We start from the raw sequence: 23,400 nt of genomic DNA on the forward strand, positions 1-23,400 counted from the left end.
GCGACCCTTGTGGTAACGCCCAAACTATATTACACATTCACATTTTCAATTATTGCTGCGTAACCTTGACCAACTCCTATACACATCGTAATCAACGCATATTTCTTATTCTGCTCCTGCAATTCTAAAGCCGCAGAATACGCTACTCTTGCTCCTGTAACGCCAAGTGGATGACCAATAGCAATGGCGCCTCCATTTGGATTGATTCTTGGGTCGTTATCTGCAAGTCCCCAAGCGCGAATGCATGCCAAGGCTTGTGCTGCAAAGGCTTCGTTAAGCTCAATGATATCGATATCACCCATAGTTAATCCTGCTTTTGCTAATGCTTTGTTAGACGCTTGCACAGGACCAATGCCCATAATTCGTGGTTCTACGCCTACCACTGCAGAACTTACAATTCTTGCTAATGGTTTTAAGTTGTATTTTTTTACTGCATCTTCACTTGCTATGATGGTTGCTGCTGCGCCATCGTTTAATCCTGAAGAATTTCCTGCGGTTACGCTTCCGCCTTCTTTTTTAAAGGCTGCTCTTAGTTTTCCTAAAACTTCTAAGGAAGAGCTTGGTTTTATAAACTCATCTTTTGAAAATTGAATGGGGTCTTTTTTACGTTGCGGAATTTCAACTGTTACAATTTCTTTTGCTAAACGTCCGTTTTCTTGTGCTTTGGTTGCCTTTTGCTGACTCCAAAGTGCAAATTTATCTTGGTCTTCGCGAGAGATATTATACTTTTCTACTAGGTTTTCGGCGGTCATTCCCATGCCGTCTGTTCCATACATTTCGTGCATTTTCGGGTTTACAAATCGCCATCCGAAAGTAGAATCATACATTTTAGAATCACCTCCAAATGCGGATGATGGTTTTGCCATAACGTATGGTCCACGTGTCATGTTTTCTACGCCTCCAGAAATAAAAACATCTCCATCGCCTGTTTTTATGGCACGATTTGCGTGGATAATTGCTGACAATCCTGAACTACAAAGTCGGTTAACCGTTTCACCAGGAACTGTAAATGGTAATCCTGCTAGTAATGCTGCCATTCGTGCAACATTACGATTGTCTTCTCCTGCCTGGTTAGCGCAACCCATTATCACATCATCGTAAGCTTCCTTTGGGATGTTTGGGTTTCGTTTTACAATTTCTTGAATCACTAATGCTCCTAAATCATCTGTTCTCACTGCAGATAATGTGCCTTTGTAGTTTCCTATTGGTGTTCTAATGCCGTCTATTATGTATGCTTGTTTCATTTTTGAAATTGATATTGAAATTGAATTTTCTATTTCAAATTAATATTTTACTCTTATTGTGGATTCCTGCCTACGCAGGAATGACAAATTGTTATAAACAATAGATTGTCTTTTTTTAGCAGGAATTGGTTAATTTAAAAGTGCAGAAAACGTATCTCCATTTCTAATATCACCTGTATTATAGCCTTTCATGAACCACTCCATACGTTGCTCAGATGTGCCATGGGTAAAACTATCGGAATTGACGCTTCCACTCATTCGTTTTTGAATAGCGTCATCACCAACAGCATTGGCTGCACTTAGTGCTTCTTCTATATCTCCCGCTTGTAAATATTCTTTATTATGGTGTGCCCAAACGCCTGCGTAAAAATCAGCTTGCAACTCTTGTGCTACCGATAATTTATTGGCTCCTGTTTGGTTGGTTTGACTTTGTAATTGTCTTACTTTGTTAGATATGCCAAGAATGGTTTGGATATGATGTCCTACTTCATGCGCAGTAACGTAAGCGATTGCAAAATCGCCTCCTTTCGCTCCGAATCTTGTTTTTAACTCATCGAAAAACTCCAAATCCATATATAATTTTTGGTCACCTGGACAATAAAAAGGACCTGAAGCTGAAGTGGCACTTCCGCATGCTGTATTCACTGTATCTGTAAATAACACCATTTTTGGTTCTTTGTAGTTTCCTAAGTTGTTTTCTGTAAAAATAGTGTTCCACACATCTTCGGTATCTGCTAAAACGGTTGCCATAAATTCACCCATTTCAACTTCTTCGCTTGTTAACTCTCGTTCTTGTACCTGTTGTGTGGTTTGACTATTGGCAACCTGTTCTATAATTGGTGCTATTTGTTGGCCTGTTTCACCACCAAAGAGTTGCAACAAAATCACAACTACGGCAATAACACCACCTCCTGCAGCTAATTTACCTTTGCTTCCCATACCTCTCTGGTCTTCTAGGTTGCCACTTTGTCTTCTACCTTTCCATTTCATCTTTTAATATTTTAGTTTTTTTATTCCCAATCTTTTTGTGTGCGATACACGACGCCTTTAAAAAGAGCTACTAATTCGTCTCCACGTTTAACTTCAACAATATTGAAACCTAATCTGTTTTTAACGCTTTCAATCACCGATTCTGCTACAATATAATCCCCTTCATTTAATGCTTCAATATGATTAATGCTTGTTTCTATGGATACGGCATATTTACCATGCGTGTTTGCTGCAAATCCGAAAGCTGTATCTGCTAAGGAATAACTTATACCACCATGGGCTTTACCCATACTATTTAGCATTTCTTTTCTAATGGTCATTCCGACTTTACAGCGACCGATTTCGCATTCTAGAATTTCGATGCCTAGCCAAGTACTGTAGGCGTCTTGGGATAGCATTTTATGTGGGATTTGTTCTCCGGTTAAAGGCATTAGGAATTTGGTATTAGGGATTAGTCTTATTTCGTTCAATAATTTTATTTCTTAATGATGACATCATTTTAGTTAATTCAGAAATTAATTTTCTATTATTTTCATTCTGTTCAAAACTAACATACTTTCTTCTTTTAGCTTTAGTACTACAGCTTACACATTCATTAGCACTATGAATAGTATGATTAATATGTTTAACAAATTGAGCATCAGAACCAGGATATCCTTCTGCAAGGTTTAAAGCAATAGAATCTGCTGCTCTTCTAAATTGCGAAGACAAAGCATATAATTCGTGATTAGAAAATTGTTTTACTTGTTCATCTACCACTTCACCAAAATTCATAGCTTTTTGATATACTATTAAATCCTCAAATTTAAAATGGTAATTACTTTTCATACTAATGCCTATTTCCTAATCCCTAATTCCTCTTTAATTAAAAAAACGTTCTATCCTCTCTGTTTAATTTTCGTAATAACGGACTGCAACGGTATCTATCTTCATGGTACTCTTTATATAATTCGTCTAATTTAGATACACACCAATCGATACCTTTTTCATCTGCCCAAGCTAGTAAGCCTTTTGGGTAGTTCACTCCTTTGGTCATGGCATTATCTATATCTTCAGCGGATGCGATGTTTAAAAATAAGGCATCTGCTGCTTCATTGATAAGCATGACTAACACGCGGTTGAAAATGGTTTCTGAAATAGACGTCTCGACTGCGCTCGACGAGATAGGTGTTCGCTCTATTTTTCTTCCATTTTCATCATAATCATAATAGCCTTTTCCTGATTTTCGACCTAAATAACCGGCTTCTGCAAAACGCTTTTGTGTAAATGATGGCTTATATCTTGGATCGAAATAGAACGCGGTAAACACCGTTTCGGTTACCGTGTAATTCACGTCGTTACCTATGAAATCCATCAGCTCGAATGGTCCCATTCGGAAACCTCCTAAAGATTTTAAACTGTGGTCTATGGTTGCAAAATCAGCTAGACCTTCTTCATATATTCTTAACGCTTCACCGTAAAAAGGTCTTGCCACTCGATTGACTATAAAGCCTGGTGTGTCTTTAGCTACTGCAACGACTTTCTTCCAATCTTTAATCGTTTGTATGGTTATTTCAAGGACTTCTTTTGACGTTTGAATGGCAGGAATAACCTCTACCAATTGCATTAAGGGCGCTGGATTAAAAAAGTGAATCCCTACACAGCGCTCTGGTTTATTCAGCGATGCCGCAATGGATGCTATGGATAAACTGGATGTGTTTGAGGCGATAATACAATCATCAGCCACATAGCTTTCTAATTCTGAAAACACTTTTTTCTTGATGTCAAGATTTTCAATAATAGCTTCAATCGTTAAATTGGAATCGGCTAAATCTTTTAGATGATTAACGTAAGTGATATTGTCTTGAATTCTATTTTTTTCAGCAGCATTTATGCGTTCTTTTTCAATTAAACGATTTAAAATTTTCTCTAAAGCCGCTTTAGCTTTATCTAAAGCCGCTTGATTGGTATCGTATAATTTTACTTTACAACCAGAAGTTGCAGCAACTTGTGCGATACCGCTTCCCATGGTTCCAGAACCTATAATTCCTATATTCATGTTTTTTACTTTTATTGTGGATTCCTGCCTACGCAGGAATGACAAAACTGATTCATTTTTTATAAGATCCCGAAACTAATTCGGGACAAAGTCAATTTTTAATTGCCTATGAATTCTGGTTTTCTTTTTTCTATAAATGCTGCAACACCTTCTGCATAATCCTTACTTTGGGCAGCTTCTATTTGTAACTTAGACTCTAAAGCCAGTTGTGCATCTAAATCGTTAGTCATGGATTTGTTGAATAATTCTTTAATCAACCCTAATGCTTTTGTTGGCATGTTTGCTAATTTTAAAGCTAGCTTGTTTACCTCATCTTCAAAGCTTTCTAAAGGAATCATTTTATAAATCATGCCCATTTTTTCTGCTTCTTCTGCTGAAATTTTATCACCTAACATCGCTAGAGCTAATGCTTTTTGAAAACCAATAAGTCTTGGTAAAAAGAATGTACCTGCACTATCTGGAACTAAGCCTATTAAACTAAATGCTTGAATAAAGCTCACTTTTTCATGTGCAACAACAATATCACAAGCTAAAGCGATGTTTGCTCCTGCTCCAGCTGCGACACCATTTACTGCTGCAATAATTGGCTTTTTAATGGCTCTAATTCTAGTAATAATGGGATTATAATGTTCTTCTAGTATTTTTTTAAATCCAGGATTTAATTCAGGATCTGTCACTTCTTTTAAATCTTGACCTGCACAAAATGCTTTTCCGTTTCCTGTAAGCACAATGGCTCTAACTTCATGATTTGCTTCACAAGCATCTAAAATATCGTGAAGTAAAAATGCCATTTCACGATTAAAACTATTAAAGACCTCTGGTCTGTTTAGCGTGATGGTTGCTATTTGGTTTTCTATTATTAATTGTATGCTTTTGCTCATGTTTTTTCTTTTATTGTGGATTCCTGCCTTCGCAGGAATGACAAAACATTATTATTTTTGGTCTTCGATAAAAATTGTAAAAAAGCAATTTCACTCGAACTGATGTTATCTTTTATTTCATGAGATTCTTTGCTATGCTCTGAATGCCATTTTATTTTAAACATTTAAAATAATCAAAAGGTTCCTGGCAGTCGTCACACTGAAATTGTGCTTTGCATGCTGTAGAACCAAACTGACTTACTAATCTGGTATTTGTGGAACCGCATTGCGGACACTTCACCATTTTTTTTCCTTCTAACAACACACTTTTATCTGCTTCTGCGTTTAAAGGTGCTGCAATACCATAATCTTCTAGTGCTTTTCTACCTCTTGGCGTTATCCAATCGGTGGTCCAAGCTGGCGCAAGAATTAATTCGATTTCAGAATTATAACCTGCGGCTTTTAAGGCTGCTTTAATATCGTCACCAATAACATCCATTGCTGGGCAGCCACTATAGGTTGGTGTTATTTGCACCTTTACTATATTGTTTTCTATGACAGCTTTACGAACAACTCCCATATCCATAATAGACAATACTGGAATTTCTGGATCAGAAACTTTTTCCAGAATTGGAATTAGTATTGTATCTATATTTTGTTCTATTGTTGTCATGTTTATTATGAGATTCTTCGCTTTGCTCTGAATGACATTTTGTTTTAATTTATAAGATTAGCTTCGCTGAACCCAAAGGTTTATCTGGCTTCTCAGGAATTTGTTACCATTCCATATTAGGATAAGCACGTTGCATGTATTGCAGTTCTGCTAATAAATACCCCATGTATTCTGTATGAATGCCTTGTTTTCCTCCTTTTTGAAAATATTTAGATTCTGGAATTTCTAAAGTTGCTTCGCTTAAAATTTCGTTAACCTTTTTATAATAGGTTTCTTTTAGCGCTGTAACATCTACTCCGATTCCTTCATGCACCATAGCTTTATCTGCTTCGGTTTGGTGAAAAAGCTCATCTGTATAGGTCCATAAACCATCCATAGCGTCCTGCATTTTTTGATGACTTTCTGTTGTTCCATCTCCCAAACGTTTAACCCAATCGGAAGAAAAACGCAAATGATAACGCACTTCTTTTATAGATTTATTGGCTATTGCAGCCAATGTTAAGTCCTTACTTTTCTGTAATTCTTGTAAAAAAAGCAGGTGATAGACATCAAATAAAAACTGACGTGCCATGGTATAGGCAAAATTTCTATTAGGTTGTTCTACCAATAAAACATTGACATAGTCTCTTTCTTTACGAAGCATTGCAATAGTATCTTCGGTTCTATCATCTCCAGCAATTTTTGCTGCGTATTGAAAATAGCTACGTACTTGTCCAAATAAATCTAATGACATATTGGTGCAGGCAATATCGGTTTCAAGACTTGGGCCATGACCTGTGAGTTCTCCTAGTCTTTGACCGAGGATTAAACTGTTATCTGCGATGCCTAGTATGTATTTGTATAGGGTTTCGTTTTTCATCGATAAATTTATTTATCGTTCCCGTAAAAACGGGAATCATTTAATAATAGAGACTCTTCGACAAGCTCAGAGCGACATTGGATTTTAATTTATAATTTACTTTCAATAATGAGATCCCGAAACAAGTTCGGGATGACGCAAGCGTCACATATGTTTTACTTCGTCTGGTAAATCGTAAAATGTAGGATGACGATAGACTTTATCTTGAGCAGGCTCAAATAGTTCGCCATTATGTTCTGGATTGGATGCTGTGATGTGTTTAGATTCTACTACCCAAATACTAACGCCTTCACTACGTCTTGTGTAGACATCACGTGCGTTTTCTAATGCCATTTCTTCATCTGCTGCATGTAAACTTCCGCAGTGACGATGTTCTAATCCGTTTTTACTTCTTACGAAGACTTCCCATAAGGGCCAATTTTTTGTTGACATAATATTTATAGCTAATACCTACAAGGTTTTGAAAACCTTGCAGGATAATTAAATTGCTTGTTTTTCTTTTCTTTCTTGTTTCTTTTCGGCATAAGCCATTGCTGCATCACGAACCCATTGACCTTCTTCCCAAGCATCAACTCTGGCTTTCATGCGTTCTTTATTCATTGGTCCATGGCCTTTTACTACTTGCCAAAACTCGTCCCAATCAATTTCTCCAAAATCATAACTACCACGTTCTTCGTTCCATTTTAAATCGGGATCAGGAATAGTTAAACCTATTAAATCTGCTTGTGGAACGGTTTGGTCTATGAATTGCTGACGTAAATCATCATTAGACTTACGTTTTAATTTCCATTTCATAGATTGTTCGGTATGAATAGATTCTGCATCTGTAGGACCTAACATCATTAAACTTGGCCACCACCAACGGTTTAATGCATCTTGTGCCATTTCTTTTTGTTCTGGTGTACCATTAGCCAATTTCATCATGATTTCATAGCCTTGGCGTTGGTGAAAACTTTCTTCTTTACATACGCGAACCATGGCTCTTGCATATGGTCCATAAGAAGTATTACACAATGGCACTTGATTGATAATAGCTGCTCCATCTACCAACCAACCTATGGCTCCCATATCTGCCCAAGTAATGGTTGGGTAATTAAATATAGAGGAGTATTTAGCTTTTCCGGAGTGCAGTTGCTCATAAAGTTCTTCGCGAGAAACACCTAAGGTTTCGCAGGCAGAATACAAATATAAACCGTGTCCTGCTTCGTCTTGTACTTTTGCCAATAAGGCAACTTTTCGACGTAAGGAAGGTGCGCGTGTAATCCAATTGCCTTCTGGAAGCATCCCTACAATTTCGGAATGTGCGTGTTGCGACATTTGCCTAATATGCGTTTTACGATATTTTTCTGGCATCCAATCTTTAGGTTCAATTTTCTCGTCGCGTGCAATACGTTCCTCGAATTGCTTTTCTAGATTTTTTACTTGTTCTTCACTCATAATTTATAGTTGTTAGTGAATAGTTATTAGTTTATAGTGGATTCCTGCCTACGCAGAAATGACTAATTAATGATATTCCTTTTTATAAAGGGGTTTTAGACGTCGAAATCGACCACGACTTTCTCTGATGTTGGTACTGCTTGACAGCTTAGCACCAGGTTTTGTGATACTTCTTTATCATCTAATGCATAATTTATTTTCATTTCAACGCTTCCTTCTTTGACTTGGCATTTGCAGGTACTACAAACGCCTCCTTTGCATGCAAATGGCAGGTCTGCTCCTGCGCCTAAGGCGGCATCGAGAATATTATCGTAGGCTTTGGTCATGGTGAAGGTGAATTCTTTTCCGCCATCTACAATAACCACTTCTGTTCCTTCTACATTTTGCTGTGCTAATCGTTCTGCTCTTTTAATATCTTCTTCTGAGAGTCCGGTTACAAAAAGTTCAAAATGCACTAATTCTTTTGGCAATCCTGCCTTTATGAGATAGTCACTAACATAGTTTACCATTTTTTCTGGTCCGCATAAAAACACTTCACTTGTATCTGGAATATCGATAAAAGTTTTTGTGAGTATTTGCATTTTCTCGTCGTCGAATCTTCCGTTAAACAACTCGATATCTCTTCGTTCTTTGGTTAAGAAATAATAAATTTCTAGGCGACCAAAAAAGGTGTTACGTAATTGTTCTAGCTCTTCTTTAAAGATAATGGATTTTGCGGTTTTATTTACATAAAATAGCTTACAAGTTGCATTAGGCTCTGCTTTTAAATGTGTTTTAATCATAGATAAAACTGGCGTAACGCCACTTCCTGCAGCAAAAAACAAGTAGTTTTTAGAAGCTTCAGGTTGTGTTGAAACTCCAAAATTACCACTTGGAGCCATAACTTCTAGCACATCTCCTGTTTTTAAACTTTGGTTTACATAGGTTGAAAACTTACCTCCAGGAATTAGCTTTACTGCTACTTGCCATTGGTTATCTATAGGACTAGAACAAAGGGAATAGGAACGACGAACATCTTCGCCATTAATATCTGCTTTTAGTGTTAAATGTTGTCCTTGACGGAATTTAAATGCGTCATGTAACTCTTCAGGAATATGGAAGGTTATCACTGAGGTGTCTTCGGTTTCCTTGTAAATATCTTTTATTTTAAGGGTATAAAATTGTGCCATATGTATTTTTAAAACACTAAACTAACACTTGTTAGTTTGTTGCACAAAGTTAAGAAATAATTTATAAATTATTTGTTAATTCCTTGAATTAGGATAGCACTAAGATTATTTGCTAAATCGTTTGCGTTAAGTGCTTCCTTTTTTGGTATCCAAAGAAATAAGGAACGTAATGTGGAAAGCATAGAAAACATAATGGTTTCTGGATTAAGATTCTTGATTTCTGAAGCTGAAATTCCTTCTTTAATAATGCTTAAAAAAATAGCTTCGTAGTTATTTCTTAATTTTAAATAATAGGCTAATTGATCTTCTAAATGCATCCAATCATTATTTAAGGAAGCCATACCTGAAGTATTATTGGTTGTAATTTTTACGTGAAGCGCAATAATTTGACTTAATTTATCCAAACTATTGCTATTAGAATTATAGATTACTTCAATGCCTTCTGTAAATTCCTCTGCTAATGAAATAATAATTTCTTTTAAAATTTCTTGTTTTGAACTTATGTGATTATATAGACTTGCAGCTTTCATCCCCATTGCTGTAGCTAAATCACGCATGGTTACAGCACTATATCCTTTTTCTTTAAAAAGGGTTGCAGCCGTTTTAATTATTTCTTCTTTTCTTGTTTCTGTTTTCATATAGGTATGGAAGATAAAAAAAATATGTTGTAACTATTGTTACTTATCTTTTGAAATAATTGCTTGAAATTTGTGTAAAAATAAAATTATGGGGTTATTAGACACGTTATTTGGAAATAAAAAAGATAAAATTAAAGATTTTCAATCTAGGAATGCTATTATAATAGACGTAAGAACAACAGGAGAATATAGTCAAGGTGCTATTCCGGGTTCAAAAAATATTCCGTTACAAATAATTAACAGTAAAATAAAAGAGATAAAAAAACTAAACAAACCAGTAATTACTTGTTGTGCAAGTGGTATGCGTTCTGGTAGTGCGGCTAGTATTTTAAAAGCACAAGGTATTGAAGCTATAAATGGTGGAGGTTGGTTAAGTTTAAGTAAAAAATTATAGATTAAAACTTAAATTTCTCTGGATTATTAATAGGAGTTTCGTTGTATTTTAAAGTCCAACCTAAAGAATTAGTCAGGATATAAAACTTAGACAGCTCACTTATTAATCTGTTTTTTGCATTTTCTTTAAGACCTGAAGCTTCTAATTTTTTCATTAAAGACTTCTTTATTGTGTGTTTAATATCATTATAATCTTTTGCTTGAAAGGGATTAAAATAATCTGCTTGTACATCATAATACTCAAGATCTGGACTTAATTTAATTTCAGCTTCAGGAATACTTAAAATGGTAAGTGTTTTGGTTGCTTGGTCTACTTTAAATTCTATTTTACTTAAATCATAAGCGATAGTGACGTCTGCATTAACAACTACAAGCGCTTTTTTATCTGATGTGAAGTATTGCCCGAAAATTTCTTTAGAGTTGTTATAATTAAAGACTTCACTAAAATGGCCTTCGGTTACTACAAGTTTCCCTACGTTTTTTATTTGTTCTTGAATTAATAAAGAACTTTCTTGAAGTACAATTTTGTCTTCTTTTTGCTCATTGTAATATTTGAAGGCTACAAACACTACAAGTGCTATAACAATACCTAGAATAATTTTTCGCATATTTCAAAAATACACATAAAAAAACATCAACAACAAATACTTATAATGAATAAGTTTGTGGCTGATGTTTAACAAATAACTGATTAATAGCATTATAAATATAGTACATATAAATCAATTTGTACTACTTTTTCGACTAAACGAAAATTAAAAAGACCACATGTAAATACTCATCTTGTTTGTAATCAAAAGCTTACAAAGCCATGTTTAGCTTTAATGCTTTGTATTTTTTGCTCTAGTGTATCTAAAAATTGAAGATGTGCTTTAGCTTTTGGATTAAATGGCTTATGCAACAACCCTTTTTGTATCGTGTCAATCTCTTGCATTGTCTTTTTAGCTTCATTAGAAATCCAGACTTGCTGAAATTTATTCCATATATAACTTACTGCTAACTTATTAGGATGCAACATATCTTCCTTATAAAAGCGATAATCTCTAAGTTCATCTAGCATAATTTCATAACTTGGAAAATATGTTACATTTAAAGATTGCTCTTGAAGTGACAATAATTGATGAATTGCGGTAATTAAATGCGATTTACTTAATGTGTTTTCTATAAAACCATCTTTAATATGTCTTACAGGAGAAACAGTAAAAATTACAGAAGTATTAGCGTTTACTTGATTAATTTTAGAAACTATATTTTTTAAAGAAACTAAAATTTCATCTACAGTAAGCAATTGTTTTGTAAACGATTTTTGTGGTACTTTATGGCAGTTAGCAACAATAGTATTGGTTTCAATATATTTATAAACCCAAGCAGTACCTAAGGTAATGATAATATGTGTTGCCTTTGCTAGTTGTTTATTGGTAGTTTGTATTGTAGTATTTAAATCTTCTAGCAACTTTGTTTTAGAAGCATTACTTAATTTAGAATGTACATCAAAACAATGCCACTGCTCATTATGAAAGAAGACATCTTTATCTGTGTACTCTTTTAAATCTATAGCATTTTCAACTACGGTTTCCATAGCTTGTGGATGAAATAAAATACCAAAAGGATTTACTAAAGATTGAAACTTAAAATAAGTGAATTTTTTTCCTATATTTTCTGAAAAACAAGAACCTAAAAGCAAGAGTTTTGCATTATAATCTATAAGATTATGCTGTTCTTGCTTTAGTGGTATTTGCGTTTGTAGTTTCAATATTACTTTTTAACAGCTTTTTTCTTTTCTTTATATTTTGCTTTTAATACAGATTGGGTATCTGGTAAGACATAAGGATAGTTTCCTAAAGCATTATCTTTATTAAACAAAGCTAATTCGCGTTTGGTTTGCACATCTAAAACTCCTGTTTTAATTACACTATAGTCTAAAAAAAGAAGTTGTTGCTGTATCTTACTTATTTGTTTCTTGTTAAGACTTTTAACAGTCTTAACCCAATGTTCTTTTCCGTTTTCATCTACATAATGACAAAGCATGGAAGTATTTTCACCAGTACTTTTTGGTTTTAATATTGGTAATGTCTGCGCATGTATGGCAGACATTAACATAATCATAAAAAACACCAATACATACCTTTTCATTAACACTAACTTATATAGTTTTTACTCTCCTTAAGTGCCAACTCTATTCCTTCAGGATTTTTCCCTCCTGCAGTTGCAAAGAAAGGCTGTCCTCCTCCTCCTCCTTGAATAAACTTACCAAGCTCTCTAACTACAGTTCCAGCATTTAAACCTTTTTCTGCTACTAATTCTTTAGAAATATAGCAAGAAAGCAATGCTTTTCCGTTTTGCTCTGTTGCAAATAATAAAAATATATTGGTTTGATTTTGACCTAAATTAAAACAAGCATCTTTAATACCTCCAGCATCTAAATCTATTTTTTTAGCTAAAAACTGAACACCATTAACTTCTGTTATTTCATTTTTAAGATCACTAATTATATTTTTAGCTTTATCTTTTAACAAGCTTTCTATTTGCTTTTTTAATTCGGTATTTTCAGTTTGTAAATTCTGTAGAGCTTTAACAGGTTCTTTAGCGTTATTTAACAAGTCTTTCATTTCAAAATACGCTCTATTATTTTCAAAATAAAAGTCTTTTACTGCATCATTAGTTATAGCTTCAATTCTACGTACTCCAGCTGCTACTGCTCCTTCAGACACAATTTTAAAATGCCAGATATCTGCAGTGTTTTTTACATGTGTTCCTCCACAAAGCTCAATAGATTGTCCAAAACGAATGGTACGAACTGCATCTCCATATTTTTCACCAAAAAGAGCCATTGCACCTTCTTCTAGTGCTTTTTCCATAGACACATTTCTATTTTCTTGTAAAGCTAGTTTACCATCAATTCTAGCATTTACAAAGTTTTCTACATCACGTAACTCTTCTACTGTTAATTTAGAAAAATGCGAAAAATCAAATCGCAAATATTTAGAATGTACCGCAGAACCCTTTTGCTCTACATGTTCTCCTAAAACTTCACGTAAAGCCTGATGCAATAAATGTGTTGCAGTATGATTACATTCTGTTCTGTAACGCTGTTTAGCATCTACAGTAGCATCAAACACTTGTTCTACATCATTAGGTAATTCTTTTGTTATGTGAATAATGACATTATTTTCTTTTTTAGTATCAACTATGTAAAATATGTTTCCGTTACTAGATTCTATATATCCTTTATCACCAACTTGACCTCCTCCTTCTGCATAAAATGGCGTTAAATTAAATACCAATTGGTATAATGTGCCTTCTTTTTTAGAAACTACTTTACGGTATTTAGTAATTTTCACTTTCGCTTTTAATTGGTCATAACCAATAAACTCTTGCTCTTCATCTTCTATTAAAACCGTCCAATCATCAGACTTTAATTCAGATGCTTCACGACCTCTACCTTGTTGTTCTTTTAAGCGTTTATTAAATTCACCTTTGTTATAAGAAAAACCTTTTTCACGTAATATTAAATCGGTTAAATCTTCAGGAAAACCATACGTATCTTTAAGTTCAAAAACCTTAGATCCTGACACTTGCTTATCTGTTGCGTTAGCAACTATACGATCTAAAATAGCCAAACCTTGATCTAATGTTCTTAAAAACGAAGCTTCTTCTTCTTTAATTACATTTTCAATAAGTTGTTTTTGTGCTTTTATTTCAGGGAAAGCCTCTCCCATTTTTTTACTTAATACATCAACTAATCTAAAAATAAATGGTTCTTTTTTATCTAAAAATGTAAAACCATAACGTACAGCACGACGTAAAATTCTACGTATTACGTATCCTGCTCCAGTATTACTTGGTAATTGACCATCTGCAATAGAAAAAGCTACAGCACGAACGTGGTCTGAAATTACACGAATAGCAACATCTACCTTTTCATCTTTACCATAATCTTTATCTGTAATTGTTTCAATTTCGCGAATTATTGGTGTAAACACATCAGTATCATAATTAGACTGTACATTTTGTAACACCATACAAAGGCGTTCAAAACCCATTCCTGTATCGATATGTTTGTTTGGTAAAATTTCTAAAGAACCGTTTGCTTTTCGGTTGTATTGCATAAATACAAGGTTCCAGATTTCTACCACTTGCGGATGATCCATATTCACTAAAGACTTACCATCTACTTTGGCTTTTTCTTCTGCCGAGCGTATATCTACATGAATTTCACTACAAGGTCCACAAGGTCCTTGTTCTCCCATTTCCCAAAAGTTATCTTTTTTATTACCTTTTAAAATGCGGTCTTCAGAGATATATTGCTTCCAAATATCATAAGCTTCGGTATCCATTTCAAGCTTATCATCGTCATCGCTACCTTCAAAAACAGTAACATATAAAATATCTTTATCTATTTTATACACATCTACTAAAAGCTCCCAAGCCCAAGCAATAGCTTCTTTTTTAAAATAATCACCAAAAGACCAGTTTCCTAACATTTCAAAAAGAGTGTGATGATAGGTATCATACCCAACCTCTTCTAAATCATTATGTTTACCAGAAACTCGCAAGCATTTTTGACTATCGGTAAGTCTCGAATTTTTAGGTTCTGCATTTCCTAAAAAGTATTCTTTAAAAGGAGCCATTCCAGAATTTACAAACATTAATGTTGGGTCATCTTTTAAAACCATTGGTGCAGATGGTACGATGCTATGTTTTTTTTCTTCGAAAAAACTTAAAAATTTTGAGCGAATATCTTGAGATTTCATTTCTATTTTAAATAATCTTTGGTGTTATTAAATTGTCTTAATTGCAAAACAATTTTTATCTTTGGTCGTTAGCTATTAAGTATTAAATAGAACTTCTATTTATTTTTCATACAAAAATAGTATAAATTATAGAATGAGTAAGGTAAAATATTATTATGATTCTGAAACGCTTTCTTATAGAAAGATAGAGCGTAAAAAAAGACGTACTTTAAAATACATTACACTATTTTTAAGTGCAGCAGCTTTGTTTGGTTTCTTTTTTGTTTTTATAGCAAGTCAATACTTTGAATCTCCTAAAGAAAAAGCATTAAATAGAGAGCTACAGAATTTAAAATTAAATTTTGAGCTCTTAAATAAAAAGTTTGATGAAGCCGAAGCTGTTTTGGCAAATGTAGAAGATAGAGACAACAATATATACAGACTCTATTTTGAAGCAAACCCAATTCCTGAAGAACAACGCAAGGCTGGTTTTGGTGGTATTAATAGATATAAAAGTTTTGAAGGCTATGACAATTCAAAACTTATTATAGAAAGTAACAAACGTATAGACAGACTACAAAAACGTATTGTTGTACAATCTAAATCTTTAGATGAAATAGCAATTTTAGCAAAAGAAAAAGAAAAACTTTTAGCTTCTATTCCTGCAATACAACCTATACGAAACGAAGACTTAACACGTATGGCTTCTGGTTATGGCATGCGTACAGACCCCTTTACTAAAGCAAGAAAAATGCATTGGGGAATGGATTTTACTGCTCCAAGAGGAACACCAATTTATGCTTCTGGAGATGGCGTTGTTGAACGTGCAGATAATGGTGCTGCTGGTTACGGAAACCATATTAGAATAAATCATGGCTATGGCTATGTTTCATTATACGCACATATGTACAAATATAATGTTAGAAAAAACCAAAAAGTAAATCGTGGAGATTTAATAGGCTTTGTAGGTAGTACAGGCCGAAGTGAAGCACCTCATTTACACTATGAAGTTTTTAAAGACGGTCAACGTATTAACCCAATAAACTTTTATTATGGTAGTTTAACTGCAGAAGAATTTAATGAATTATTAAAACACGCTTCATTAGAAAACCAATCACTAGATTAATGTTTATAGATTTACCTGAAAAACGATATTATAGTATTGGAGAGGTTGCCAAAGCGTTTAACGTAAACACCTCACTTATTCGCTTTTGGGAAAAGGAATTTGATGCCCTAAAACCAAAAAAAAATGCAAAAGGCAACAGAAAATTTACTCCAGAAGACATAACTAACCTTAAACTAATTTACCATTTAGTAAAAGAAAGAGGCTTTACTCTTGAAGGAGCAAAAACACATTTAAAAGAAGAAAAAAAGCAAACACTCTCTAATTTCGATATTATTAGTAAATTAGAAGGAATAAAAAACCAATTAATTAAACTAAAAGAACAACTTTAAACTAACTAATTATGAAAAAGTGGCTTATACCATTAATAGTCCTAGGTGTTATTGCTTTTGCAATATTTTCTTGGGGAAAGAATTTTAATAACACAGCAGTTACCTTACAAGAATCTGCAACAAAAACCTGGGGAAACGTTGAAAGTTCTTACCAACGTAGAAATGACCTTATTGGTAATTTAATTAAAACCGTTCAAGGTGCTGCAGATTTTGAAAGAACCACATTAAGAGAGGTAATTGAAGCTCGTGCAAAAGCGACTTCAACAACTATTAATGCTAATGATTTAACAGCAGAAAACATGGCACAATTTCAACAAGCCCAAAGTGGTTTAAGTGGTGCACTATCTAAGTTATTAGTATCTGTAGAGCGTTATCCAGAATTAAAAGCCAACCAAAACTTTTTAGAATTACAAAGTCAATTAGAAGGAACAGAAAACAGAATTAATGTTGCCAGAGATAGGTTTAATGAAGCTGTAGAACCGTATAACAAGCACATTAAAACTTTTCCGAATAATTTATTAGCAGGATTTTTAAATTTTGAACCTATGGATTACTACAAAGCAGATGCTGGTAGTGAAAATGCTCCAGACGTAGATTTTGATTTTAACTAATAAACATGTCTAATAAAGTTGAAGAATTTTTAAGCGCCATTGAAGAACAAGAAGTTGTTGAAGCTATACGTTTAGCAGAAAAAAACACTTCTGGTGAAATACGTGTGCATATTGAAAACACTTTTAAAGGCGACATAGAAAGTCGTGCTTTAGAAGTGTTTTCTGTTTTAAAAATGCATAATACCAGATTACAAAATGGCGTTTTAATTTATGTTGCTGTACAAAACAAAGCATTTGCTATTTATGGAGACAAAGGCATACACGAATTAGTTGCTGCTAACTTTTGGAATGACACCAAAACAACTATAGAAAAACATTTTAAATCTGGAAACTTTAAGCAAGGCTTGGTTGAAGGTATTTTACACGCAGGAGAACAACTAAAAAAATATTTTCCTTTTAGTGATTTAGACCAAAACGAGCTAGCAAACGAAATATCAAAAAGTTAATGCAAAAACTAAAACAATTATTAATTCTTTTCTGCTGTTTTGGGTTTTTTCAAACCGTTAGTGCGCAATTTGATATTCCTGAAACACCAGAGTTTCAAACCAGTGTATACGATTATATTAGCATGCTTTCTTCTAATGAAAAAACTTCATTAGAAAACAAACTCATAAAATATGCTGACACTACCTCTACACAAATTGTAATATCTATTATTGCTACAACAAAAGGAGAAAACATTATGTACTTAGCGACACAATGGGCTCACAAATGGGGAATTGGAGGCAGTAAAGAAAAAGACAATGGTGTTTTTGTATTACTAGCTAGAAACGACAGAAAAATTGCCATAGCAACAGGATATGGTGTAGAGCATTTACTTACAGATGCTATGTCTAGACGCATTATTGAAAGAGATATAATACCTTACTTTAAACAAAACGATTATTACGGAGGATTAAACAGAGGCGCAGATGCTATTTTTGAAGTATTAAATGGCGAATATCAAGGCACAAGACAATCAAACTCTAGTGAATTTCCTGTAGGTTTTGTAATACTTCTTTTTATCATATTTATCATCATTTTAATTTCTATTTCTAAAAGTAGAGGAGGCGGAAACGGTACCGATCATTTTGGTGGAAAAAGAAACACAACACGAGACATTCTAGAAGCTATAATACTTAGCAACTCTGGACGTGGAGGATACAGAAGTGGATCTGGTGGCTTTGGTGGTGGTTTTGGCGGAAGTTCTGGTGGTGGCTTTGGAGGTGGCTTCGGTGGAGGTGGCTTTGGAGGTGGAGGAGCTTCTGGAGGTTGGTAATAATAAGCAGCAAACAAGCAGTGTTAGTTAAAACATTTATTCCTTAGATTTCAACCAATAATACGTTCCTGTATTTTCATTATACATATATTTATGTCCTTTTGTTGGTTCACCTGCAGAAACTACTTTATAGGTAATTTTGCTATTTTCAAGGTATAGCTTATCACAGTTTGATGTATTATTTACACATTTATTTTTAGCCTTTGCATTGCCAAAATAATTAATCCATACCATTTCTTTTGGTATATCAAGCCCTTCTAAATATGCAGAAATTAGCTGCGCTTTTTTATTAGATATATCTTTATTTATAATATCACTTTTCTTAGAATCATGATGTACTTCTATTAACACCACAAAATCTTTTTTAATAAGCTTTACAATTTTTCTATCTATTATCTTTTTATCTCTTTTAGAAATCTCTTCAGTATTTGGAGTAATATTAATTGACAATTCATTGTTTTTAGATAATAAATCACATGAAATTGTTTTCCAATCTAAAACCCCTTCATTAATACATCTTATATAGCATTTTCCAGGCTGCGGATTTTTAGGTAAATTATTGTTTTGAGACAAACAGTTAGCAGAAAAGATGAAAAACAAACACGTAATAATTTTATACATAAAGAATAATTTTAAACCTAAGTTACTAAAAAAGAGAAGTGTTTAAAACATTATTTATAGATACTTTAAAATAAAAAAGGCATAACACAAAAGAATCTTCTTTTATATTATGCCTTTACATATTACTATGCTTTTTATTATTTTTTACGCATATATACACTAATAGGAACACCATGAAAATTAAATTTTTCACGTAATTTATTTTCTAAGAAACGTTTATAAGGTTCTTTTACATATTGTGGTAAATTACAGAAAAATGCAAATTGTGGTTGTGGTGTTGGCAATTGCATGATGTATTTAATCTTTACAAATTTTGCTTTAAGTGCTGGTGGAGGATAGTTTTCTATAATAGGCAACATTACCTCATTAAGCTCGCTTGTTTTAATACGCTTGCTTCTGTTTTTGTATACCTCTACAGCAGTTTCTATTGCTTTGTAAATACGTTGTTTGTTAAGTACAGAAATAAATACAATTGGCACATCTGTAAAAGGTTCCATTTGTTTTTTTATAGCACGCTCAAATTCTTTAATGGTATTACTACCTTTATCTTCAATTAAATCCCATTTATTAACTAGAATAACAATACCTTTTCTGTTACGTTCTGCTAGCCAAAATATATTTTGTACTTGACCATCAAAACCACGAGTAGCATCTAAAACTACAAGACACACATCACAATGCTCAATAGCTCTTACGCTTCGCATTACTGAGTAAAACTCTAAATCTTCTTTAACTTTTGATTTTTTTCTAATTCCTGCAGTATCTACAAGATTAAATTCAAATCCAAAACGGTTGTATTTTGTATCAATAGAGTCTCTGGTAGTTCCTGCAATATCTGTAACAATATATCTGTCTTCACCAATTAATGCATTTATAAAAGAAGATTTTCCTGCATTTGGGCGACCAACAACAGCAAAACGAGGTAAGTCTTCTTCTAGCTCTTCTTCCTCTTCATTTTCTGGTAAAGCTTCAACAAGCGCGTCTAACAAATCTCCTGTACCACTACCATTTATACTTGCAACTGTATAATATTCACCTAAACCTAAAGCGTAAAACTCTACAGCATCTTCGGCACGTTTACCATTATCTACTTTATTTACTACTAAAAAAACAGGTTTTGTAACTTTACGAAGTAGTTTTGCTACATCTTCATCCATTCCTGTAACACCAGATTCTACATCTACCATAAAGATAATGGCATCTGCTTCATCGATAGCTAACTCTACTTGCTTGTCAATTTCTGCTTCAAAAATATCATCGCTTCCTTTAACATATCCTCCTGTGTCTATAAGAGAAAATTCTTTTCCGTTCCAGTCACTTTTACCGTAATGTCTATCTCTGGTTACACCACTTACTGCATCTACAATGGCTTCTCTACGTTGAATTAATCGGTTAAAAAATGTTGATTTTCCAACATTTGGTCTTCCTACAATAGCTACTATATTACTCATATTTTTTGTTTTAATCTGCCTTACATATCCTGTAAGCGTCTGCAAAGGTAGTGTTTAGTTATAGAATTCGTTGTTGTTTTTTTAAAATTAGCTAATAAATTGTTTTTTCGAGTACTTTTTTCTTCTTAATTTCTATTTAAAAGAGCAGCAAAACCCTTCAATCACCTATCAATTATTGGTTTTCAATTTTCTAAAAAAGTTTAAATAAAAAACTGTACATTGAAACATTAAATGATATTAAATGGCATTAACCAATGAAATAGTATTAAGACCGCGTTTTAAACTAGATATAAAATTAGACAAAGAAACGTTGTTAAACCTTTTTGAAGACACTAAAAACACACAAAGTGATTTTATAGTTTCTAGGGTTGATGATCATGTTTTTATTAAAATACCAAAAGCAAAACAGCACTTTTGGTCGCCACAATTACATCTAGAAATCAACAAAAAAGAAAACGACAACAACAGCTATATCTATGGTTTGTTTGGACCAAACCCTACCGTTTGGACCATGTTTATGTTTCTGCACTTTATAGTGATTTGCTTATTTTTCGCTTTTGGTGTTTGGGCTTACACCAATTGGTCTTTAAACACAAACTATGCTATACAATTATTTGTAACCTTGTTTATGATAGTAGTTTGGTTTGCGCTTTATTTTGGCGGAAGAATAGGAAAAAAAACAGGAACAGCACAAATGCATGAACTGCATAATTTTATGCGTGAAACCTTAAAGAGCAAAGGTATTGATACTATGTAAACCTAGAGCAACAACAACCACACTTACAAACACGAAATAAAAAAAGCCTTAGCAAAAACTAAGGCTTTTAATTTTATTATAGATTAATAAAATACCTTTTTATAAAACCAACCCTTCTGTTGTCTTTATTAAAAACTACTAATAAACCGGTTATTGTTGGTTAAGTAGCCTTTGTAATATTATAAACCATTACTTGTTGCATGCTCAAAATCTACAAAAAGAGACTACTAGCAGAAGCTATTATTGATTGTAACCAAAACGTTTTAGCTGACGTTGATTGCTTCGCCAATTTTTATTCACTTTTACATACAGCTCTAAGTGAATTTGCTTACCAAAGAATTTTTCTAAATCTTTTCTAGCTTCTACACCTACGCGTTTTAAAGCAGCTCCTTTATGCCCAATAATAATTCCTTTTTGGGTTTCTCTTTCTACCATGATTACAGAACGAATACGAATAATTTTTTCTTCTTCAAAAAACTCTTCGGTATCTACCTCAACAGCATAAGGAATTTCCTTTTTGTAATGCATTAAGATTTTTTCTCTAATGTTTTCGTTTATAAAAAAACGTTCTGGTTTATCTGTAAGTTGGTCTTTTGGATAAAATGCTGGAGACTCTGGAAGTAAACTTATAATTCTATCAAACACCTCTTTTACATTAAACCCTTCTAAAGCTGAAATAGGAAATATTTCGGCATTAGGCACTTTTGCTTGCCAAGTTTGCACTTGCTCTTCAAGTTGTGCTTGGTCTGATTTATCTATTTTATTTAAAAGTAATAAAACAGGTATTTTTGAATTGGTTATTTTATTAAAGAAGGCTTCGTCTTTTAGCTCTTTTTCACCAATTTCTACCATATAGATTAGCACATCTGCATCTTCAAAAGCAGATTTTACAAAATCCATCATAGAAGCTTGTAACTCATATGCTGGTTTTATAATTCCTGGTGTATCAGAAAGTACTACCTGAAAATCTTCACCATTAACAATACCTAAAATTCTATGACGCGTTGTTTGCGCTTTAGATGTAATGATAGAAAGTTTCTCGCCTACAAAGGCATTCATAAGTGTAGACTTACCAACGTTTGGATTTCCAATAATATTTACAAAACCTGCTTTGTGCATTTAAAAAGTATTTGCTGCAAAGGTACTGTAAAAGTTACTTATACGAATAACAACAATAAAATTTTTACATTTTACTTATTCATTAGGATAAAAAGAATAGCCACCAAAAAAATCGCGCCATGCAAACCAAGCGGCAACATATGCAAATTGAGGTTTTTCTAAATTAGCTCCTCCTGTGCTATTGCCTAAAATATCATATTTAACATTATTAGATTTTAACACTTTTGGGAACTCATCATCTTCTAACAGTTGAAAACTATCAAAATCACTTACTTTAAAAGCATTAATAACTCTCTTGGTTGCATTACCATACACAATATATTTTTGCCCTTGAATGATAATATCTTTTCTTTTAGAGTTTTGAAAATCATCATATTTAAAAAAATGCACGCTATATAAATTGGATTCTACTATGCCATAGATTAACTCTTCAGCAAATGGTAGCTCAATATCATCATTATCATCAGAAGGTTCTTGAGGTCTGCTAAAATCAGTATTAAATTTTAAAACCCGAGCGTTTGGGTATGCACTTTTTGCGGTACTCCATGTAGTTTCAAGAACAGGAATTTTTTGTAAAACGTTATTAATTCGTTCTCCATTAATTCCTTTTCCTAACATTTGTGACCAAATGGTTTCAGTGGTTTCATCCCAAGGTGTCATATTATCTTTTAACAAATAACCAGAAGCTCTAAAGATTCCCTCTCTTTGAAAAGCAATAGCACTTTTTGTTATAGGACAATAGGAAAAAGCATAATCTCTACCATTAAAACTTGTGTTTATAATTTCATATCGCAGCACATAAGCATAAGGAAAAATTCTTACCGAAGAACCAGAAGAAACAATACCAACAAGACTGTTGTTAGTTAAATCTGTATTTGAAACGGAAACAAATTCTGGATCTAAGGATAAAGGAAATAAACTAAAGATACCAGAAATATCATTTTCATCTACTAACCATTCGCTGCCATCTAAGGTTCCGTTTTTAGAATCATCAGAAGCGCAATAAAAAAGTGTTAAAACAAACAATAATAGTATTACCTTTTTCATAGCATATAGATTTTACACTATATAAGTCGCTAAAAAACAGCATACTT

Annotated in this window: 27 protein-coding genes; 7 read left to right on the forward strand and 20 right to left on the reverse strand. The window is 33.3% G+C overall.

Annotated features, from left to right (window positions below):
* Window positions 1–29 precede the first annotated feature (29 nt).
* The 12 genes from pcaF to KO494_RS09345 form a co-directional block, all read right to left on the reverse strand.
* A complete protein-coding gene (gene pcaF / locus KO494_RS09290) occupies window positions 30–1,244 on the reverse strand; it encodes a 3-oxoadipyl-CoA thiolase (RefSeq protein ID WP_215967326.1) in 1,215 nt (404 codons plus the stop codon).
* A gap of 129 nt (window positions 1,245–1,373) precedes the next feature.
* Window positions 1,374–2,234 (reverse strand): neutral zinc metallopeptidase, encoded by an 861-nt coding sequence (locus KO494_RS09295; protein WP_215967327.1) that lies wholly within the window; start codon window positions 2,232–2,234, stop codon window positions 1,374–1,376.
* Between the two features lie 20 nt (window positions 2,235–2,254).
* Window positions 2,255–2,665: a PaaI family thioesterase gene (locus KO494_RS09300; protein ID WP_215967684.1), complete on the reverse strand. Its 411-nt coding sequence runs from the start codon at window positions 2,663–2,665 to the stop codon at window positions 2,255–2,257.
* Window positions 2,666–2,678: 13 nt separating this feature from the next.
* Window positions 2,679–3,062: a four helix bundle protein gene (locus KO494_RS09305; protein WP_215967328.1), complete on the reverse strand. Its 384-nt coding sequence runs from the start codon at window positions 3,060–3,062 to the stop codon at window positions 2,679–2,681.
* Window positions 3,063–3,099: 37 nt separating this feature from the next.
* Complete coding sequence (locus KO494_RS09310) at window positions 3,100–4,272, reverse strand: 3-hydroxyacyl-CoA dehydrogenase NAD-binding domain-containing protein (protein WP_215967329.1); 1,173 nt, start codon at window positions 4,270–4,272, stop codon at window positions 3,100–3,102.
* Window positions 4,273–4,370: 98 nt separating this feature from the next.
* Entirely contained in the window at window positions 4,371–5,153 is a 783-nt protein-coding gene (locus KO494_RS09315; protein ID WP_215967330.1) for an enoyl-CoA hydratase-related protein, read from the reverse strand.
* Window positions 5,154–5,304: 151 nt separating this feature from the next.
* Window positions 5,305–5,805: a 1,2-phenylacetyl-CoA epoxidase subunit PaaD gene (gene paaD, locus KO494_RS09320; protein WP_215967331.1), complete on the reverse strand. Its 501-nt coding sequence runs from the start codon at window positions 5,803–5,805 to the stop codon at window positions 5,305–5,307.
* A gap of 103 nt (window positions 5,806–5,908) precedes the next feature.
* Entirely contained in the window at window positions 5,909–6,664 is a 756-nt protein-coding gene (gene paaC, locus KO494_RS09325) for a 1,2-phenylacetyl-CoA epoxidase subunit PaaC (protein ID WP_215967332.1), read from the reverse strand.
* Window positions 6,665–6,808: 144 nt separating this feature from the next.
* Window positions 6,809–7,096: a 1,2-phenylacetyl-CoA epoxidase subunit PaaB gene (gene paaB, locus KO494_RS09330; protein WP_215967333.1), complete on the reverse strand. Its 288-nt coding sequence runs from the start codon at window positions 7,094–7,096 to the stop codon at window positions 6,809–6,811.
* A 48-nt stretch (window positions 7,097–7,144) separates the two neighbouring features.
* A complete protein-coding gene (gene paaA / locus KO494_RS09335) occupies window positions 7,145–8,101 on the reverse strand; it encodes a 1,2-phenylacetyl-CoA epoxidase subunit PaaA (RefSeq protein ID WP_215967334.1) in 957 nt (318 codons plus the stop codon).
* Between the two features lie 95 nt (window positions 8,102–8,196).
* Window positions 8,197–9,270 carry an FAD-binding oxidoreductase gene (locus tag KO494_RS09340; protein ID WP_215967335.1) on the reverse strand — a complete coding sequence of 358 codons (1,074 nt, stop codon included), beginning with the start codon at window positions 9,268–9,270 and terminating at the stop codon, window positions 8,197–8,199.
* Between the two features lie 68 nt (window positions 9,271–9,338).
* Window positions 9,339–9,908: a TetR/AcrR family transcriptional regulator gene (locus KO494_RS09345; RefSeq protein ID WP_215967336.1), complete on the reverse strand. Its 570-nt coding sequence runs from the start codon at window positions 9,906–9,908 to the stop codon at window positions 9,339–9,341.
* Window positions 9,909–9,996: 88 nt separating this feature from the next.
* Between KO494_RS09345 and KO494_RS09350 the strand changes: the two genes are divergently transcribed.
* A complete protein-coding gene (locus KO494_RS09350; RefSeq protein WP_215967337.1) occupies window positions 9,997–10,302 on the forward strand; it encodes a rhodanese-like domain-containing protein in 306 nt (101 codons plus the stop codon).
* Between the two features lies 1 nt (window position 10,303).
* Here KO494_RS09350 and KO494_RS09355 read toward each other — a convergent pair whose 3' ends face one another.
* The 4 genes from KO494_RS09355 to alaS form a co-directional block, all read right to left on the reverse strand.
* Complete coding sequence (locus KO494_RS09355) at window positions 10,304–10,909, reverse strand: DUF4230 domain-containing protein (RefSeq protein WP_215967338.1); 606 nt, start codon at window positions 10,907–10,909, stop codon at window positions 10,304–10,306.
* A gap of 185 nt (window positions 10,910–11,094) precedes the next feature.
* Window positions 11,095–12,054: a GSCFA domain-containing protein gene (locus KO494_RS09360; RefSeq protein WP_215967339.1), complete on the reverse strand. Its 960-nt coding sequence runs from the start codon at window positions 12,052–12,054 to the stop codon at window positions 11,095–11,097.
* A 2-nt stretch (window positions 12,055–12,056) separates the two neighbouring features.
* On the reverse strand, window positions 12,057–12,434 hold the full coding sequence (locus KO494_RS09365) for a hypothetical protein (protein WP_215967340.1): 378 nt from the start codon (window positions 12,432–12,434) through the stop codon (window positions 12,057–12,059).
* Between the two features lie 5 nt (window positions 12,435–12,439).
* Complete coding sequence (gene alaS / locus KO494_RS09370; RefSeq protein ID WP_215967341.1) at window positions 12,440–15,055, reverse strand: alanine--tRNA ligase; 2,616 nt, start codon at window positions 15,053–15,055, stop codon at window positions 12,440–12,442.
* Window positions 15,056–15,188: 133 nt separating this feature from the next.
* On the opposite strand from alaS, the gene KO494_RS09375 reads away from it, so the two are divergent.
* Genes KO494_RS09375 through KO494_RS09395 form a run of 5 tightly spaced genes read left to right on the forward strand, consistent with a single transcriptional unit; the run spans window position 15,189 to window position 18,358 of the window.
* On the forward strand, window positions 15,189–16,160 hold the full coding sequence (locus tag KO494_RS09375) for a M23 family metallopeptidase (protein WP_215967342.1): 972 nt from the start codon (window positions 15,189–15,191) through the stop codon (window positions 16,158–16,160).
* Complete coding sequence (locus tag KO494_RS09380) at window positions 16,160–16,489, forward strand: MerR family transcriptional regulator (protein WP_215967343.1); 330 nt, start codon at window positions 16,160–16,162, stop codon at window positions 16,487–16,489. The genes KO494_RS09375 and KO494_RS09380 overlap by 1 nt, the downstream gene beginning before the upstream one ends.
* 11 nt (window positions 16,490–16,500) lie before the next feature.
* The gene (locus KO494_RS09385; protein ID WP_215967344.1) at window positions 16,501–17,100 is read left to right on the forward strand and encodes a LemA family protein; all 600 of its coding nucleotides are present in this window, start codon (window positions 16,501–16,503) and stop codon (window positions 17,098–17,100) included.
* 5 nt (window positions 17,101–17,105) lie between these two features.
* A complete protein-coding gene (locus KO494_RS09390) occupies window positions 17,106–17,546 on the forward strand; it encodes a TPM domain-containing protein (RefSeq protein WP_215967345.1) in 441 nt (146 codons plus the stop codon).
* Complete coding sequence (locus KO494_RS09395; RefSeq protein ID WP_215967346.1) at window positions 17,546–18,358, forward strand: YgcG family protein; 813 nt, start codon at window positions 17,546–17,548, stop codon at window positions 18,356–18,358. Before KO494_RS09390 ends, KO494_RS09395 begins: the two co-directional genes overlap by 1 nt.
* 36 nt (window positions 18,359–18,394) lie before the next feature.
* Here the strand turns inward: KO494_RS09395 and KO494_RS09400 are convergent, their stop codons facing one another.
* Together KO494_RS09400 and der are read right to left on the reverse strand one after the other, a co-directional pair.
* Complete coding sequence (locus KO494_RS09400; protein WP_215967347.1) at window positions 18,395–18,979, reverse strand: OmpA family protein; 585 nt, start codon at window positions 18,977–18,979, stop codon at window positions 18,395–18,397.
* A gap of 137 nt (window positions 18,980–19,116) precedes the next feature.
* The gene (gene der, locus KO494_RS09405; protein WP_215967348.1) at window positions 19,117–20,430 is read right to left on the reverse strand and encodes a ribosome biogenesis GTPase Der; all 1,314 of its coding nucleotides are present in this window, start codon (window positions 20,428–20,430) and stop codon (window positions 19,117–19,119) included.
* Window positions 20,431–20,671: 241 nt separating this feature from the next.
* On the opposite strand from der, the gene KO494_RS09410 reads away from it, so the two are divergent.
* Window positions 20,672–21,187: a GTP-binding protein gene (locus KO494_RS09410; RefSeq protein ID WP_215967349.1), complete on the forward strand. Its 516-nt coding sequence runs from the start codon at window positions 20,672–20,674 to the stop codon at window positions 21,185–21,187.
* 240 nt (window positions 21,188–21,427) lie between these two features.
* Here the strand turns inward: KO494_RS09410 and era are convergent, their stop codons facing one another.
* Window positions 21,428–22,306 carry a GTPase Era gene (gene era / locus KO494_RS09415; RefSeq protein ID WP_215967350.1) on the reverse strand — a complete coding sequence of 293 codons (879 nt, stop codon included), beginning with the start codon at window positions 22,304–22,306 and terminating at the stop codon, window positions 21,428–21,430.
* A gap of 75 nt (window positions 22,307–22,381) precedes the next feature.
* Complete coding sequence (locus KO494_RS09420) at window positions 22,382–23,353, reverse strand: DUF3179 domain-containing (seleno)protein (protein WP_215967351.1); 972 nt, start codon at window positions 23,351–23,353, stop codon at window positions 22,382–22,384.
* Window positions 23,354–23,400: the final 47 nt, after the last annotated feature.

The organism is Lacinutrix sp. C3R15 (genome assembly GCF_018860825.1).
Taxonomy (GTDB): Bacteria; Bacteroidota; Bacteroidia; order Flavobacteriales; family Flavobacteriaceae; genus Oceanihabitans.